Raw genomic sequence first — 14,920 nt, forward strand, 5'->3', positions numbered from 1 at the left:
CAGGGCCCTCTCAGGCCCGCCAGTCCCCTGTCCTGAAGCCGAATTCGGGGGTCTTCTTGGCGAAGAACGCCTCCTGCCCGCGGGCGATCTCCGCCCGGTAGGCCTCATCGAGCCAGGCGGGTGGGGCCTCGTTCCCGTCGAAGTCTCCGTCGAGGACGGCTTTGGCCCCGATCTGACTGAGCTGTGAGAGGGAGGCGACGCGCTCCCCCAGCGCCTGGGCGCGGGTGAGCGGGTCATCGGCGGTCTCGTGGATGAAGCCGATGCCCCGCATCGTCTCGAAGTCGACGATCGAGGCCGTGAGCAGCAGATACCGTGCCCACGCGTCGCCGAGCACACGGGCCAGGCTCTTCGTGGGCCCCGGCGGGTAGACGAGACCGAGCTTCGCGGCCGTGACCCCGAAGATCGATCCGGGGGCGGCGATGCGGATGTCGCAGGCGGCGGCGATCTCCGTGCCCCCGCCCACGCAGTTGCCCTCGATCGCGGCGATGGTCACGGTCCGCGCCGAGGCCACGGCCGCCTCGGCGGAGGAGTTGAGCTCCCAGAAGTCGGCGATGGGGACGTCGAGGTCGGCGATGTCGGACCCGGCGGAGAAGTGCCCGCCCGCACCGGTGATGATCAACGCCCCGATCGTGTCATCGGCGTCGACGCCTGACACGATCTCCGGCAGGGCCCGCCACATCGCCCGGGACAGGGCGTTGCGCTTGTCGGTCCGATCGAGAACGAGGGTCCCGACCCCACCGGAGACGGTGAAGTCGAAACCCTCGAGGTCGACCGGACGGTACCGGCCCTGTGCGGGCCGACCGTCGGTGCTCATGCTCAGCCCCGGGTGTCCGGGACTTCGCGCTGAGGTTCGCCGTCATAGGCGCTGAGCGGGCGGATGAGCGCGTTCGACGCCTGCTGTTCGAGGATGTGCGCCGTCCATCCGGTGATGCGGGCCATGACGAAGATCGGCGTGAACTGCTCGGTGTCGAAGCCCATGAGGTGGTACGCCGGACCCGACGGGTAGTCGAGGTTCGGGTAGATGCCCTTGCGGGAGACGAAGTCCTCTTCGAAGGTGTTGTAGAGGTCGAGGAGCTCGGTCGCGCCCTTGACCTCGGCCATCTCCTCGAACGCCTTGCGCATGGTGGGCACGCGCGAGTCGCCGTTCTTGTACACGCGGTGTCCGAAGCCCATGATCTTCGCCTTGCGCGCCAGGGCGTCGTCGATCCACGCAGACGCCTTGTCCGCGGTGCCGACCTCCTCGAGCATCTCCATGACCGCTTCGTTCGCCCCGCCGTGCAGGGGTCCCTTGAGCGCGCCGACGGCACCGGCGACCGCCGAGTACAGGTCGGAGGTCGTCGAGGTGATGACGCGGGCGGTGAACGTCGAGGCGTTGAACGAGTGCTCGGCGTAGAGGATCATCGAGATGTCGAAGCTGCGCACGACCTCCTCGGCGGGCACGTCGTCGAAGACCATCTTGAAGAAGTTCGCCGCATAGTCGAGGTCGGTCGTCGGAGCCACCGGGTCGAGCCCGTGACGGCGACGATGGTCGATCGCGACGATCGTCGGCAGCTGCGCGTAGAGGCGCTCGGCCTTGGCGAGGTTGGCCTCGGGTCCCTCCGCATCCGCCTCGGGATCGACGGCGCCGAGGTAGGCGACCGCGGTCTGCACGACGTGCATGGGGTGGGCGTCGGTGGGCAGGGCGAGGATGATGTCGACGAGTTCGGGCGAGATCTCACGCTGGGCGTGCTCACGGGCCTTGAACTCCGCCAGCTGCTCCTCGGTGGGCAGTTCGCCGTTCCAGATGAGGTAGGCGACATCCTCGAAGTTGCGCTTGGCCGCGAGCTCCTGGACGGGGTACCCGCGGTAGGTCAGCGAGTTGGTTTCCTGGACTACCTTCGAGACGGCCGTGGTGTCGACGACGACGCCGGCGAGGCCCTTCTTGATTTCTTCGGTCACTGGTGACCCTCCTGTGAGAAGTTGAATACTGCCGCGTCGAAGTCGTTGTACGCGGCGTAGTCGATGGTGTCGTAGAGGTCCGCCCGGGTCTGCATCCCCTCGAGCAGGTCCACCTGAGTGCCCTTGTCCCGAATCGTCTGCAGGCCCGATTTGATCGCACCCATGGCGATGCGCAGGGTCGTGACCGGGTAGATCACGAGTTTGACCCCGACATTCGCCAACTGCTCTGTGGTGAACAGTTCGCTCTTTCCGAATTCCGTCATGTTCGCCAGGATCGGCACGTCGACGCTTTCGGCGAAGCGCTCGAACTCGCCCAGGTCCCGCATCGCCTCGGGGAAGATCATGTCGGCTCCCGCATCGACGTAGGCCTTCGCCCGGTCGATCGCGGCGTCGAGACCCTCACCGGCACGGGAGTCGGTGCGGGCGCAGATGACGAAGTTCTCATCCCGGCGGCCCTTGACGGCGGCGGCGATGCGCTTGTTCATCTCCACCGTCGTCACCACCTCTTTGCCGTCGAGGTGGCCGCAGCGCTTCGGGTTGACCTGGTCCTCGAGGTGCATCCCGGAGATCCCGGCGTCCTCGAACTCCTGGACGGTGCGGGCGACGTTCATCGCCTCACCCCAGCCGGTGTCGGCGTCGATGAAGGTGGGCAGGTTCGTCACCCGGGCGATCGCACGACCGTGGTCGGCCACCTCGGTGAGCGTGGTCAGACCGATGTCGGGCACACCCATGGCTGCGGAGAACGCGCCGCCGGAGATGTAGACGCCCTCGAAGCCGATCTGCTCGATGATCTGGGCGTTGATCGGGTTGATCGCCCCGGGGAACTGGACGATCTCGTCTCCTGCCAGCAGCTCCCGGAAGCGGACCCGGCGCTCGGCCGGTGTCGTCGTTGCCCCGAGCATCAGAAGATGCCCTTCGAACCGCTGTGCTTCAGTCCCTCGACTGAGAAGCTGAGCTGGCCGACGCCGGCGGCGTCGAGGCTCTCGAGGTTCTCGGCGAGGTCGAGGAAGCGGTTGGCCTCCGCCTCGGTGAGGATGCCCTCGGACAGGGTGCGGAACTTCTCGACGTAGTTCGCACGGACGAACGGACGAGCGCCGAGCGGGTGGGCGTCGGCGACGGCGATCTCGTCGGTCAGGGTCGACCCGTCTTCGAACTCGATCTCCACGCGACCGCCGAAGGCCTTCTCGTTCGGATCGGTCGAGTGGTAGCGGCGGGTCCACTCGGGGTCCTCGGTCGTCTCGATCTTGTGCCACAGGGCCACGGTCTCGGGACGTCCCGCGCGTTCGGGAGAGTACGAGTCCTCGTGGTGCCAGCCGCGGTCCTCGAGCGCCACGGCGAAGATGTACATGATCGAGTGGTCGAGGGTCTCCCGGCTGGCCTTCGGATCCATCTTCTGCGGATCGTTGGCGCCGGTGCCGATGACGTTGTGGGTGTGGTGGGAGGTGTGGATGACGATGCGCTTGATCGTCGACAGGTCCTCGATCTCCCCGCCGAGCTTGCGGGCCAGGTCGATGAGCGCCTGCGCCTGGTATTCGGCGGAGTGCTCCTTGGTGTAGGTGTCGAGGATCGCGCGCTTGGCCTCGCCCTTGGCCGGCAGCGGGATCGTGTAGCGTGCGTCGGGGCCGGAGAGGATCCAGGCGATGACGCCGTCCTCGCCTTCGTAGATCGGGTTCGGCGCGCCTTCGCCGCGCATCGCACGGTCGACGGCTTCGACGGCCATCTTGCCCGCGAACGCGGGAGCGTGTGCCTTCCACGAGGAGATCTCGCCCTTGCGGGACTGACGGGTCGCCGTGGTCACGTGCAGGGCCTGCTGAATCGCCTGGAAGGTGACCTCGGTGGGCAGGTGGAGCATCGCGCCGATGCCGGCGGCGGCCGAGGGCCCGAGGTGGGCGACGTGGTCGATCTTGTGCTCGTGCAGGCTCATGCCCTTGACGAGGTCGACCTGGATCTCGTAGCCGGTGGCGATGCCGTTGATGAGGTCGGGTCCGGCGATGCCCATGTGCTGGGCGACGGCGAGGACGGGCGGGATGTTGTCGCCGGGGTGAGAGTACTCGGCGGCGAGGAAGGTGTCGTGGAAGTCGAGTTCGCGCACGGCCACGCCGTTGGCCCACGCCGCCCACTCCGGGGAGAAGCGGTCGGCAAGCGGCAGGCCGAAGATCGTCGCGCCGGGCGAGTAGGGGTGAGCCTGCGCCTGCTCACGGGCGTGGGTGGGGGCTGAGCGGTTGACCGAGGCGGCAGCGACGGCGGCGTTGTCGATGACCCGGTTGATCACCATCTCGGTGACCTCGGGTTCCACGGGCGTCGGGTCGGAGGCGACCTCGGCGATCTTCCAGGCGAGCTGGTCTTCGCGTGCGAGGTTCTCTGAGCTCTTGTGGGTACGGACCTCATGATCAATCATGGATAATCCCTTCAATCGTCCTTGACCGCGGCGGAACCGCTGCAGGCCTGCGAGTGGTTGACTCAACTGTAGGCCACGTCACTTCGGGGATGTGGCCCGGCCGGAGTTTTATCTTGACGTCAAGATACTTTACCCGACGGGTGTTCCCGGCCACCACCCCCGGGTGGGGCGGGACCGTGCCGGGGAGGACCAGCTCGGCAGTGGGGATGCGGTGCTGCTTCGGCGGTGGAGTCGCGGTCCCGCTTCGACAGGGGATCCGGCGTCGGCCCGACCCTTCCTCCGACCCGTCCGCCGAGGTGAACTGTGACACAATCTGGGTATGACCCGCACTGCCCTCGACTTCGACGAGAACTGGTTCGACGACAACGAGTTCGCCCAGGTCCGCCGCCGTCTCCCCATCCCCTATGTCAATGCCGTTCCGGTCCGCGTGGGCGAGGCCGGCAACGTCGAACGGATCGGCCTGCTCCTGCGCAGCCTCGACGACGGCGTCCTCGGCCGGGAGGTCATCGGCGGACGGATCCGCTACCACGAGTCCATCCGCCAGGCGCTGCTGCGGCATGCGGAGAACGACCTCGGCCCACTCGCCCTGCCCGTCGTCCCGCCGGCCATCACACCCTTCCAGATCGCCGAGTACTTCCCCACCGAGGGCACCTCGTTGCTCCACGACCCCCGCCAGCATGCGATCTCGATGTGCTTCATCATGGAGGTCCGCGGCGAATGCACGCCAAGGGCCGACGCACTCAGCCTCGACTGGCTCACCCCCGAGGAAGCACTGCGCGAGGACATCGTCGCCGAACTCCGCCACGGACAGGAGCACATCCTGCGCACCGCGCTCACCTACCTCGGCTTCCCCACCTGAGGCAGCGCGGCCCGGCGAGAGCGCACTGTGCGATTCGCGCGCGGCGCCCACGACTCCTGGACGCTGAGTGTCGATTTCCGCGACCAGAATCGACACCGAGGGTCCAGAACTCGACACCCCGACACACCCACAGCAACCCGGCGGTCGCACGGCAACCCCCGCGGCCGCCTCGGCGACTTTTCTACACGCTGTAGAAACGCCCTGATAGACTGAAGTCGACGAGGACGGATGTGGTTTTCGGGGCCGTCGTCATCGTCAGGGTTGGTCAGGCCCCGTCGAGAGGACTGCCATGAACGCCGACTCCCATCGGATCCCCACCCGCCAGGCCGCCGCGAACCCGACCGACGACCGGGCCGCCGATCCCCGACCCGACGAATCCGGGCTCAACCGCGAACTCGGCGTCCTCGTCGGCTTCGACGGCTCGGAGCTCGCAGCCCTGGCCCTGCGCTACGGCGCCGCCGAGGCACTCCACCGCGGCGTTCAGCTCACGGTGGTCACCGCGTTCACGATGCCGCTGATGATCTACCCGAACATGGCCTCGATCCCCTCCGAACCCGAGGACGAGGCCGCGATGCGCGGAGCGGAGAAGCTGCTCGCCGAGGCGGCCGACCTCCTGCGCGACCATCCCGGACAGGTCACTTACGCCGCCGAGTCCGGCGACGCCGCAGGCGTGCTCGTGCGACTGAGCTCGAACGCCGAGGTCCTCATCGTCGGCGCCCGCGGTCGCGGCGGCTTCATCGGCCGCATGCTCGGCTCGGTCTCGACAGCCCTGCCGCCCCATTCGCACTGCCCGACGATCGTCGTGCCCAAGCACTCCGCCCGCCGTGAGGACTCGAGCGGATCGGTCGTCGTCGCCGTCGACGGCTCCGAGGCCGCCCGGATCGCGATGTTCACCGCCGCCGAGGTGGCCTCCTCCAGGCAGACGGGCCTCGAGATCGTCTCGGTGCTGCCGGCCGGTGAGGAATGGCTCTACTGGTACCCCGATCTCGAGGTCGGCGGGGATGTCGCAGACCGTCGGCAGAAGCAGCTCGAGACCGCCCTCTCGACGGAGGCCGATGCCCTCGGCGAGCAGTTCCCTGGTCTGCCGATCTCCACCTCGGTGGTCGTCGGGGATGCGGTCTCGATGCTCTCGGAGGCCACGAAGCGGGCCCAGCTCACGGTGCTCGGCACCCGGGGCCGCGGCGCGGTGAAGTCCGCGCTCCTCGGTTCGGTCTCCCGCGGAGTCCTCCACCATGCCGAAGGCCCGGTGATGATCGTCCCCAGCTGAGACGGGCCTGCGGGCCGGTGGTCGTGTTGTACAGTGGTGCCCACACGACAGGGGAGCGCCAGCAGGGGCGCTGAGAGTGCAGATGATGCTGCAGACCCTCGAACCTGATGCGGTTAGCACCGCCGAAGGAAGTCGAGACTCTTCTACCCCTCCTTGAGATACGAGGAGGCACAATGCCGAACACCACCGCGCCCGCGACATCCGCACCCGCGTACACCCAGGCCCCGCCGACGAAGAAGTGGCGGGTCGTCGACTACGTCGTCACCGCCGTCCTCGGCATCGCCGTGGGCCTGATCTTCTGGGTGCTCGCGGCGAGCTGGAAGGTCATCGAACTCGGCTTCCAAGCCTTCCCGCCCTCGATCGGGCTCATCGCCGGCCTGTGGGTGCTCGCCGGTCCCTTGGCCGGGGCGATCATCCGCAAACCGGGTGCCGCGCTCCTGTGCGAGGTCCTCGCCGCCCTCGTCGAAGGCGTCCTCGGCTCCCACTTCGGCTCGACCGTGCTGCTCTCGGGCTTCATCCAGGGCCTCGGCGCCGAACTCGTCTTCGCGGCCTTCGGCTACCGGAAGTTCACCCTGTGGGTGACGACGCTGTCCGGTCTCGTCGCAGCGGCCTTCATGGCGGTGAGCGAGAACATCCTCTACAACGCCGAATGGCAGCTGACCTACCAGTTCGCCTACGCCGCATGTGCGATCGTCTCCGGCATCGTCATCTCCGGCATCGGCGCCTGGTATGCCTACCGCGCGATCGCGAAGACCGGGGCGCTGAGCTCGTTCGCCTCCGGCCGCATGCGCTGATGGGTCTGCCGGTCCGCGCCCGCGGCTTCTCGTGGCGGCACGCCGATCGGGACGCTGCCGCGATCGGTCCCCTCGACCTCGACATCGCCGCCGGAGAGAAGGTCCTCCTCCTCGGCCCGTCAGGGGCGGGGAAGTCGACGCTGCTCCATGCGATCGCCGGGGTCCTGCCCGTCGAGGCCGGAGAGTCCACCGGTGAGATCCTCATCGGCGACGATGCCCCTGACCCCCGCCGAGGTGTCACCGGGCTCGTCCTCCAGGACCCCGATTCGCAGGTGATCTTCTCTCGCGTCGGCGACGACGTCGCCTTCGGCATGGAGAACCTCGGCCTGCCGGTCGAGGTCATCGACGAGCGCATCGGGTCGTCGCTGGCCGCGATGGGCCTCGACCTGCCCACCGACCATCCCACGGCGGCGCTCTCAGGGGGCCAGAAGCAACGTCTTGCGCTTGCCGGCATCCACGCGATGGCGCCCGAGGTCATCGTCCTCGACGAACCGACGGCCAACATCGACCCCGCCTCGGCGGCATCGGTGCGCGATGCCGTGCTCACGGCGGCCGCGGTCACCTCGGCGACGATGATCGTCGTCGAGCATCGGGTGAGCCTGTGGGCCGAGTTCGTCGACACCGTCATCGTCCTCGGCCGGGACGGACTGCTCGCCCAGGGCAGTCCGGTCGCGGTGTTCGGTGATCCCGAACTCGCCGAGGCGCTGCGGGCCTCGGGCATCTGGCTGCCCTCCGCGCAGTCACCGGTCGCACCGGATCGGGCACCGGCCGCCTCGGCGCCCGTGCTGCTGACGGCCTCCGGACTCAGCGTCGCCCGACCGCGCGCCCACGCACCTGCGGCCACGGACCTCAGCCTCGAGGTCTCAGCCGGTGAGGCGGTCGGCATCGTCGGACCCAACGGGGCGGGCAAGTCGACGACGGCACTGACCCTGGCCGGACTCGTCGAGGAGTTCTCCGGTGAGGTGCGCGCGCACGGCCCGCTGGCCGAGGGCGCGAAGCACGGCCGCCCGTTCCGCTGGCCGTCTGCGTTCCTCGCCCCGCGCATCGGCATGGTCTTCCAGGAGCCCGAGCACCAGTTCCTCAAAGGCAGCGTGCACGACGAGCTCGCGCTCGGTCCGCGCCTGGCCGGATGGCCGGCCGCCGAGGTCGAGGCGCGGGTGGAGAGCCTGCTCGGGACGCTCGGGCTGGGCGCTGTCGCCCACGCGCACCCGCAGGGGCTCTCCGGTGGGGAGAAGCGGCGACTGTCGGTGGCGGCGATGATCGCCCCGCGGCCGCAGATCCTCATCGTCGACGAACCGACGTTCGGGCAGGATGCGCTGACCTGGGCGGGCCTCGTCGAGCTCTTCCGCGACGTCCTCGATCATGGCAGCGCCGTCATCGCCGTCAGCCACGACGATGACTTCCTCACCGCGATCGGGGGGCGGCGCATCGTCCTCGGGTCGGCGGAGCGGTCCCTGGAGGGTGAGCGCGTTGAGTGAGACCGTGACTGCCCGTGAGAGGGTCGCCGTCGAGGATCCCGGTCAGCTCATCCCCGTTGTGCGCAGCACCGCGCTGGTCCGGTGCAATCCGCTGTCGAAGATCGCCGTCGCCCTCATCCTCATGGTCGGTGCCCTGCTGAGCATCGACCTCGTCTCCGCCGGCGTCGTCCTCGCCTTCTCGCTTCTCGCCCTGCCCCTGACCGGGCTCGATCTGTGGGCGGCGCTCAAGCGCCTGTGGTTCCTGCCTCTGGGCGCACTCCTCGCGGCCTGGGGCACGGCGATACTGGCGGAGAAGACCGGTGCCGTGGTCGTCGATGTCGGCCCGATCCTCATGACGACGGGGTCGCTGGAGTCCGCCGCGGCGATCTTCGTCCGCGCGCTCGCGCTCGCCGTCCCACTCGTCGTCCTCGCCTCGACGATCGATCCCCGGGATCTCTCGGATGCCCTCGTCCAGCGTCTGCGGCTCCCGGAGACGGTCGTCGTCTCCGTGCTCGCGGCCTCCCGCCTGCTCGGCCTCCTCGTCACCGAATGGCAGACCCTGTCGATGGCGCGACGCGCCCGCGGGCTGGCCGGCGGGTCGATCGTGCGGCGCACCGGCTCTCTCTTCGCCGGCATCTTCGTCCTCCTCATCCAGTCGATCCGGCGCGGGACGACGCTGGCGATGGCGATGGAGGGCCGTGCCTTCGGGCGCCGAGGCAGGACCTGGCGGAGGCGGTCGCACTTCGGTCTCGCCGACCTCGTCATCGTCGTGCTCGCCCTCGCGGTCACGGTGACGGCGATCGTCGCAGCTCACGTGCTGGGGACGTGGAATCCGATCATTCCCGGATAAGGCTCACACCTGTGCGATGAGGTCCTTGAGCTGGGCCCGCCGCTCCTCGAGCGCCTCGGCGCTGGGCAGTTTCGATGCGGTGAGCGCAAGCACTGTGCGGTCGTCGCCCTTCGGTTCGGCGGCGGCTTCGATCTTCGTGCCGTCGACGAGGTTCGCCCTCCAGAAGGAGCGCTTGGGTGTCGTCGACACGCGCGGCTGCCCATCGAGGTCGACCCCGCCGAGGCTGCCGTCAATGAGAGCTGCGAAGCGGTCGATGACCTCGCCCCGCTCCCCCGGCACGGTTCGGGAGACGGCGACGTCGAAGGTGCCGTCGGCGCGCTGGCCGGGCACCCGGCGGCCGATCTCCTGCTCGTAGGCGACGACGGCGCCCTGGACCCACCAGCCGTGGTTGGCCACGACTCCGTCGAACTGCGGGTAGAGGGCGTCGGCGAGCTCCTTGTGGCTCGCGTCCTTCCCTCCGGCCTTCTCGAGGCGCTCCCGGGTCTGGGCCCAGGGCTCGCCGAGGGCCTTCTCGATGGACTCGATGTTCTGCGGTTTCGTCGCCATGGAAGCAGTCTAGGCCGGAGCAGTTCTCAGTCGATGACGAGTTCGCCCATCTCGTCCCAGCCCTCGCCGTCGATCCGGCGGGAGATGATCTTCGGGGTCGAGGCGAGCAGCGGCCGCATCGACTCGAGGCCGGCGGCGAAGTGGTCGCTGTTGACGTGCGGCTCGGCGCCCTCATCGGTGAACGCCTCGATGAGCACGTATTCGTTGGGCGCCTCCAGGCTGCGCGACCACTCGAACCAGAGATTGCCCGGCTCCGCGCGGGTGCCCTTCGTGAAGTCCTCGACCACGGCGGGGAAGGACTCGGCGTTCTCGGGCTTGACGTCGAATTTCGCGACGATGAAGATCATGGCTCTCCTCTGTGTCTGGGACCGGCTGTGGGCCTGTCCGGTCGGCTTCGTCCAGCCAATCACGAACAAGCCGCTTTGACGAGTCCCTCAGGCCGTGGCCCGGCGCAGAAGCGCGACGAGGGAGTCTCTCTCCTCGGCACTGAGCGCCTCGACGGGGGCCTGCTCGGACAGCGCCTGCAGCACGTTCCCGCGGCACCGCAGCCCCGCCTCGGTGAGTGAGAGGAGTTTGGCACGACGGTCCCCGGGGTCGGGAAGACGTTCGACGAGGCCCTGGTCCTCCATCCGGTCGACGACGTAACCGGCGTTCGACGTCTCGCAGCTCATGTGTTCGGCGAGCGCTGTCAGACGCATCGGCTCCCCCAGCTCGCGCAGAGCGATCGCCTGGGACGCTGTGATGCCGAGTCGGTCGGCAACCCTTCGGACATGCGAATCCAATCGCTGGTTGAGGCGCGCGACGAGACCGCAGAGTTCGACATCCGTGCTCATACCTCGACCCTAGCAGAATTCATCCGAATTCATATAGTCACAGTTCGGATTATATGTTTAGACTTCGTATTATCCTAACTCGGACTATTTGGAGGATGACGATGCCGGCAACTCCCACCCGCTCGAAGCTCGGTCTGCTGGCAGCCCTCGGGCTCGCCCAACTGCTCATCGGCCTCGACTACAACATCGTGTTCGTGGCCCTGCCCGACATCGCCGGCCTGGGGTTCTCCCCGCAGACTCTGCAATGGGTCGTCAGCGCCTACGCGATCGCCTTCGGCGGCTTCCTCCTCCTCTTCGGCAGGCTCACGGACGCCCTTGGGCGCAGACGCATGTTCGCCGTCGGTCTGAGCCTCTTCGCCCTCGGATCCGCGTTCGGCACGATCGCCGTGGGCGAATGGATGCTCATCGCCGGTCGCGGCATTCAGGGGCTCGGCGGAGCAGCGCTGGCGCCGTCGACGCTAGCGCTCCTCAGCGTCGGCTTCCGCGAGGGCGCCGAACGGAACCGGGCGCTCGGCGTCTGGGGTGCGGCCGGTTCGGCGGGCATGGTGCTCGGTTCCATCCTCGGCGGAGTGCTCACCGACGCCTGGGGATGGAGGGCGATCTTCGCCGTCAATATCCCGCTCATCGCACTCATCGCCGCACTCACGGCCATCGCCGTCCCCGCCGATGACGGCCACCCCCGACTGCGCGGACTCGACGCTCCCGGGGCGATACTCACGACCGCCTCGGCGATCCTCCTCGTCACAGGCCTGACGCTGTCCGCCGAATCCGGATGGACAGCACCGGCGACCCTGCTCTGCTTGGGGCTCGGCCTCGCCGCGATCGTCGTCATGCTCTTCGTCGAGTCGCGGACCGGCAACCCGCTGCTCGATCTCGGGATGTTCCGCAACCGCCATCTGGCCACCGGAACTGCGTCGACCTTCCTCTTCATGGCAGGATTCGGCGCGACGGCCTACTTCCTCACGCTCTATCTCCAGGACACACGGGGACTCGGCCCGGCGGTCACCGGCCTCGCCTTCGTCATCCCCTGCCTCGGCGTGCTGCTCGGCACCACGGCGGGGGCGCGACTGGCGACACGGTACGGACTGCGCACCGCTCTCGTCAGCGGTCAGATCATCGGCCTCCTCGGCGTGACCGGATTCGCCCTGTTCGTCGAGGCGGACACCGAGTGGGCCACCCTCGTCGCGCTCACGCTGGTCTTCAGCCTCGGGCAGGGCATCGTCTTCACGACGATGTTCGCCACCGCCACGACGGGAGTCGACGAATCGGCCCAGGGCTACGCCGGAGGGCTGGCGACAGCGGGGCAGCAGATCGGCGGCGCGATCGGCCTGGCCCTGCTCATCGCTCTCACCTCGGCCTCCTCGTCTCCGCAGCTGACTACGGCGATGACGGGAATCGCCGTCATCATCACCCTCGGCCTCGGAGTCGCACTGCTCGTTCCACGAACAGCCGCCGTCGCTCCTCAGTGACGAGCGTCACCTCGCCTGGTTTGACTCACAATGAGTCTTTGTTGCTATGCTCAAGCCATCAGGTTTTACTCATAGCGACTTTAACCAGGAGGGGCGATGATCGAACTCATCGGAATCACACCGGCCGGGACGACGACCCACCTCGGCGAGGCTCTCACGCAGTTCCCCGGCGGGGAATGGCACGTCCGCGACTTCGACCTCGAGGCCGGATCGACTCTGCTCGTCGTCGTCCGCGGCGCGAACGCCGACGATCTCGCCGCCGCCGCGATCGCCGCGGACCGAGCACGGTCGGAAGCGGCCACTGTGGTCCTCGCCCTTCCCTACTTACCCGGGGCACGCGCGGATCGGGGTCGGCCGCTCGGCGCCCGCGTCTACGCGGAGATCGCCAACGCCGTCCACGCCGACCGCGTCCTCACGATCGACCCCCACTCCCCCGTCATGCCCTCGCTCCTCGAACGCATCGAGGACTACCCGCTCGGCCGGTTCGTGCGCTCCCAGCTCAGCCGCCTCGTCGCCGGTGAGCGCGAACACCCCTACGTCGGGGTGATCGCCCCCGACGAGGGTGCGGCAGCCCGCGCATCCTCGGTGGCCCACGCCCTCCACGTCCCCGTCTTCCACGCCCGCAAGCACCGGGACTTCACGACGGGGAAGCTCTCGGGCTTCTCATGCCAGCCGCTGCCGGACTCCGGCAGGCTCCTCGTCGTCGACGACATCGCCGACGGCGGCGGCACCCTCACCGGTCTCGCCGAGGTCACCGGGCTCGGCCCCGACCGCCTCGATCTGTGGATCACCCACGGCGTCTTCTCCCGCGGATCCGAACGACTGCGGACGTACTTCGGCACGATCCACACCACCGATTCCCACCCCGGCCACACCAACCCGGCCGTGGGTGCAACGATCCATCCGCTCACCCCGCTCTTCATCCAGGAGGCCCAGTCATGACCGCTCTCGACGCCATCCGCCCACTGCTGCTCACCGACGGCTACAAGACCGGCCACCGCAGGCAGTACCCGACAGGCACCACCCGCGTCCTGTCGAACTTCACGAACCGGGGCAGCCGCCTGCCCGGCGTCGACCACGTCATCCACTTCGGACTCCAGGCCGCGGTCGGGGAGCTCCTCATCGACGCCTTCGCCCCGTTCTTCTCCGCCGGCGAAGACGAGGTCGCAGACGCCTACCAGCAGGCCATGGACGCCTACCTCGGCCCCGGGGCCGTCGACGTCGACCACATCCGCGAACTCCACCGGCTCGGACACCTGCCGCTGCGCATCCGCGCCCTGCCGGAGGGCTCCCGCGTACCGCTGCAAGTACCAGTGTTCACGATCGAGAACACCGACGACCGCTTCGCGTGGCTGACGAACTACGTCGAATCCGCGCTCTCGGCCGCCTACTGGCACCCTTCGACCACCGCGACGATCGCCGACCGGTTCCGCACAGTCCTCGAAGCCGCGGCCCTGCGCACCACTGGGTCGACGGCCGGGGTCGAGTTCCAAGGCCATGACTTCTCATTCCGCGGCCAGACCTCGATCGCCTCGGCGGAGGCCTCAGGCGCCGGACACCTTACGGCCTTCCGCGGCACGGACTCGCTGCCGGCGCTGTGGTGGATCGAGAAGCACTACCCGGGCTCGACCGAACCGATCGCCGCCTCGGTGCCGGCCACCGAGCACAGTGTGATGATGGCCGGTGGACGCGACCACGAGGACGAGACCTACGCACGGCTACTGCGCGACTACCCTGCAGGCATCCTCTCCGTCGTCTCCGACACGTGGGATCTGTGGCGCGTGATCACCGAGACCCTGCCCAGACTCAAGGACGAGATCATGGCCCGTGACGGCAGGCTCGTCATCCGTCCCGACTCCGGCAACCCGGCCGATATCCTCTGCGGCACCGGCGAGGTCGGGGGCACCAATGAACCGTCAGCAGCCGAGGACGCAGCCGACGACACCGCCGGCGACCCAGCCGAGAAGGGCGTCATCGAACTCCTCTGGGAGATCTTCGGCGGCACGCTCACCCCGCAGGGCTTCAAGGTCCTCGACCCCCACATCGGCGCGATCTACGGCGATTCGATCACCCTCGAGCGCATGACCGACATCATCGCGCGTCTCGAGGCCAAGGGATTCGCGTCGACGAACGTCGTCTTCGGGATCGGTAGCTTCACCTACCAATACCAGACCAGGGACACGTTCGCCTCGGCGATCAAGGCGACCTGGGCGCAGATCGACGGTGAAGGACGCGACCTCATCAAGGACCCGGTGACCGACAACGGGACGAAGAAGTCGGCGACCGGGCGTCTGGCGGTGACCCGCGACGAGTCCGGGGAGTTCGTCCTCATCGAACGGGCCGCACCCGAGGAGGAGGCGGGGAGCGCATTGGCGCCGATCTTCGTCGACGGCCGCCTCACCGTCGTCGACTCCTTCGATGCGGTGCGGCAGCGCATCGCCGCCGGCAGGCCGTGAGCGCTCTCGGCGGGTGCGCGGTCACAGCCGGCGTCGATGCGATGATGGTGGGC

At 68.4% G+C, this 14,920-nt stretch carries 15 protein-coding genes and 1 riboswitch; of the genes, 8 read left to right on the forward strand and 7 right to left on the reverse strand.

Features of this window, described 5'->3' with window-relative positions; translation table 11 throughout:
- Nucleotides 1-10: 10 nt before the first annotated feature.
- From AACX88_RS14645 to AACX88_RS14660, 4 genes are read right to left on the reverse strand one after another with little or no spacing between them, the layout of a single operon-like run.
- The gene (locus AACX88_RS14645; RefSeq protein WP_339393615.1) at nucleotides 11-814 is read right to left on the reverse strand and encodes an enoyl-CoA hydratase/isomerase family protein; all 804 of its coding nucleotides are present in this window, start codon (nucleotides 812-814) and stop codon (nucleotides 11-13) included.
- 2 nt (nucleotides 815-816) lie between these two features.
- On the reverse strand, nucleotides 817-1,938 hold the full coding sequence (locus AACX88_RS14650) for a bifunctional 2-methylcitrate synthase/citrate synthase (protein WP_339393616.1): 1,122 nt from the start codon (nucleotides 1,936-1,938) through the stop codon (nucleotides 817-819).
- Nucleotides 1,935-2,840: a methylisocitrate lyase gene (gene prpB / locus AACX88_RS14655; RefSeq protein WP_339393617.1), complete on the reverse strand. Its 906-nt coding sequence runs from the start codon at nucleotides 2,838-2,840 to the stop codon at nucleotides 1,935-1,937. The genes AACX88_RS14650 and prpB overlap by 4 nt, the downstream gene beginning before the upstream one ends.
- A complete protein-coding gene (locus tag AACX88_RS14660) occupies nucleotides 2,840-4,336 on the reverse strand; it encodes an MmgE/PrpD family protein (RefSeq protein ID WP_339393618.1) in 1,497 nt (498 codons plus the stop codon). The genes prpB and AACX88_RS14660 overlap by 1 nt, the downstream gene beginning before the upstream one ends.
- Nucleotides 4,337-4,655: 319 nt before the next feature.
- On the opposite strand from AACX88_RS14660, the gene AACX88_RS14665 reads away from it, so the two are divergent.
- The 5 genes from AACX88_RS14665 to AACX88_RS14685 all read left to right on the forward strand — a co-directional run bounded on the left by AACX88_RS14665 (nucleotide 4,656) and on the right by AACX88_RS14685 (nucleotide 9,563).
- On the forward strand, nucleotides 4,656-5,195 hold the full coding sequence (locus AACX88_RS14665) for a DUF4916 domain-containing protein (RefSeq protein WP_339393619.1): 540 nt from the start codon (nucleotides 4,656-4,658) through the stop codon (nucleotides 5,193-5,195).
- A gap of 289 nt (nucleotides 5,196-5,484) precedes the next feature.
- Nucleotides 5,485-6,462, forward strand: a complete 978-nt coding sequence (locus AACX88_RS14670; RefSeq protein ID WP_339393620.1) for a universal stress protein — start codon at nucleotides 5,485-5,487, stop codon at nucleotides 6,460-6,462.
- 39 nt (nucleotides 6,463-6,501) lie between these two features.
- Nucleotides 6,502-6,610: riboswitch (TPP riboswitch) on the forward strand.
- A 25-nt stretch (nucleotides 6,611-6,635) separates the two neighbouring features.
- Nucleotides 6,636-7,256 (forward strand): ECF transporter S component, encoded by a 621-nt coding sequence (locus AACX88_RS14675; protein WP_339393621.1) that lies wholly within the window; start codon nucleotides 6,636-6,638, stop codon nucleotides 7,254-7,256.
- A complete protein-coding gene (locus tag AACX88_RS14680) occupies nucleotides 7,256-8,734 on the forward strand; it encodes an ABC transporter ATP-binding protein (RefSeq protein ID WP_339393622.1) in 1,479 nt (492 codons plus the stop codon). Before AACX88_RS14675 ends, AACX88_RS14680 begins: the two co-directional genes overlap by 1 nt.
- Nucleotides 8,718-9,563: an energy-coupling factor transporter transmembrane component T family protein gene (locus AACX88_RS14685; RefSeq protein ID WP_339393623.1), complete on the forward strand. Its 846-nt coding sequence runs from the start codon at nucleotides 8,718-8,720 to the stop codon at nucleotides 9,561-9,563. Before AACX88_RS14680 ends, AACX88_RS14685 begins: the two co-directional genes overlap by 17 nt.
- Nucleotides 9,564-9,566: 3 nt before the next feature.
- On the opposite strand, the gene AACX88_RS14690 is transcribed toward AACX88_RS14685, so the two are convergent.
- The 3 genes from AACX88_RS14690 to AACX88_RS14700 form a co-directional block, all read right to left on the reverse strand.
- On the reverse strand, nucleotides 9,567-10,109 hold the full coding sequence (locus AACX88_RS14690; protein WP_339393624.1) for a hypothetical protein: 543 nt from the start codon (nucleotides 10,107-10,109) through the stop codon (nucleotides 9,567-9,569).
- A gap of 26 nt (nucleotides 10,110-10,135) precedes the next feature.
- Entirely contained in the window at nucleotides 10,136-10,456 is a 321-nt protein-coding gene (locus tag AACX88_RS14695) for a putative quinol monooxygenase (RefSeq protein ID WP_339393625.1), read from the reverse strand.
- An 87-nt stretch (nucleotides 10,457-10,543) separates the two neighbouring features.
- Nucleotides 10,544-10,942 (reverse strand): MarR family winged helix-turn-helix transcriptional regulator, encoded by a 399-nt coding sequence (locus AACX88_RS14700; protein WP_339393626.1) that lies wholly within the window; start codon nucleotides 10,940-10,942, stop codon nucleotides 10,544-10,546.
- 101 nt (nucleotides 10,943-11,043) lie between these two features.
- Between AACX88_RS14700 and AACX88_RS14705 the strand changes: the two genes are divergently transcribed.
- The 3 genes from AACX88_RS14705 to AACX88_RS14715 all read left to right on the forward strand — a co-directional run bounded on the left by AACX88_RS14705 (nucleotide 11,044) and on the right by AACX88_RS14715 (nucleotide 14,867).
- Nucleotides 11,044-12,411, forward strand: a complete 1,368-nt coding sequence (locus AACX88_RS14705) for an MFS transporter (protein WP_339393627.1) — start codon at nucleotides 11,044-11,046, stop codon at nucleotides 12,409-12,411.
- Between the two features lie 96 nt (nucleotides 12,412-12,507).
- A complete protein-coding gene (locus tag AACX88_RS14710) occupies nucleotides 12,508-13,353 on the forward strand; it encodes a phosphoribosyltransferase family protein (RefSeq protein ID WP_339393628.1) in 846 nt (281 codons plus the stop codon).
- Nucleotides 13,350-14,867, forward strand: coding sequence for a nicotinate phosphoribosyltransferase (locus tag AACX88_RS14715; RefSeq protein WP_339393629.1), 1,518 nt, complete (start codon nucleotides 13,350-13,352; stop codon nucleotides 14,865-14,867). Before AACX88_RS14710 ends, AACX88_RS14715 begins: the two co-directional genes overlap by 4 nt.
- The last annotated feature ends 53 nt before the right edge of the window (nucleotides 14,868-14,920 follow it).

Origin of the sequence: Brevibacterium metallidurans (genome assembly GCF_037101285.1) — a bacterium.
In the GTDB taxonomy this organism is placed as follows: domain Bacteria; phylum Actinomycetota; class Actinomycetes; order Actinomycetales; family Brevibacteriaceae; genus Brevibacterium; species Brevibacterium metallidurans.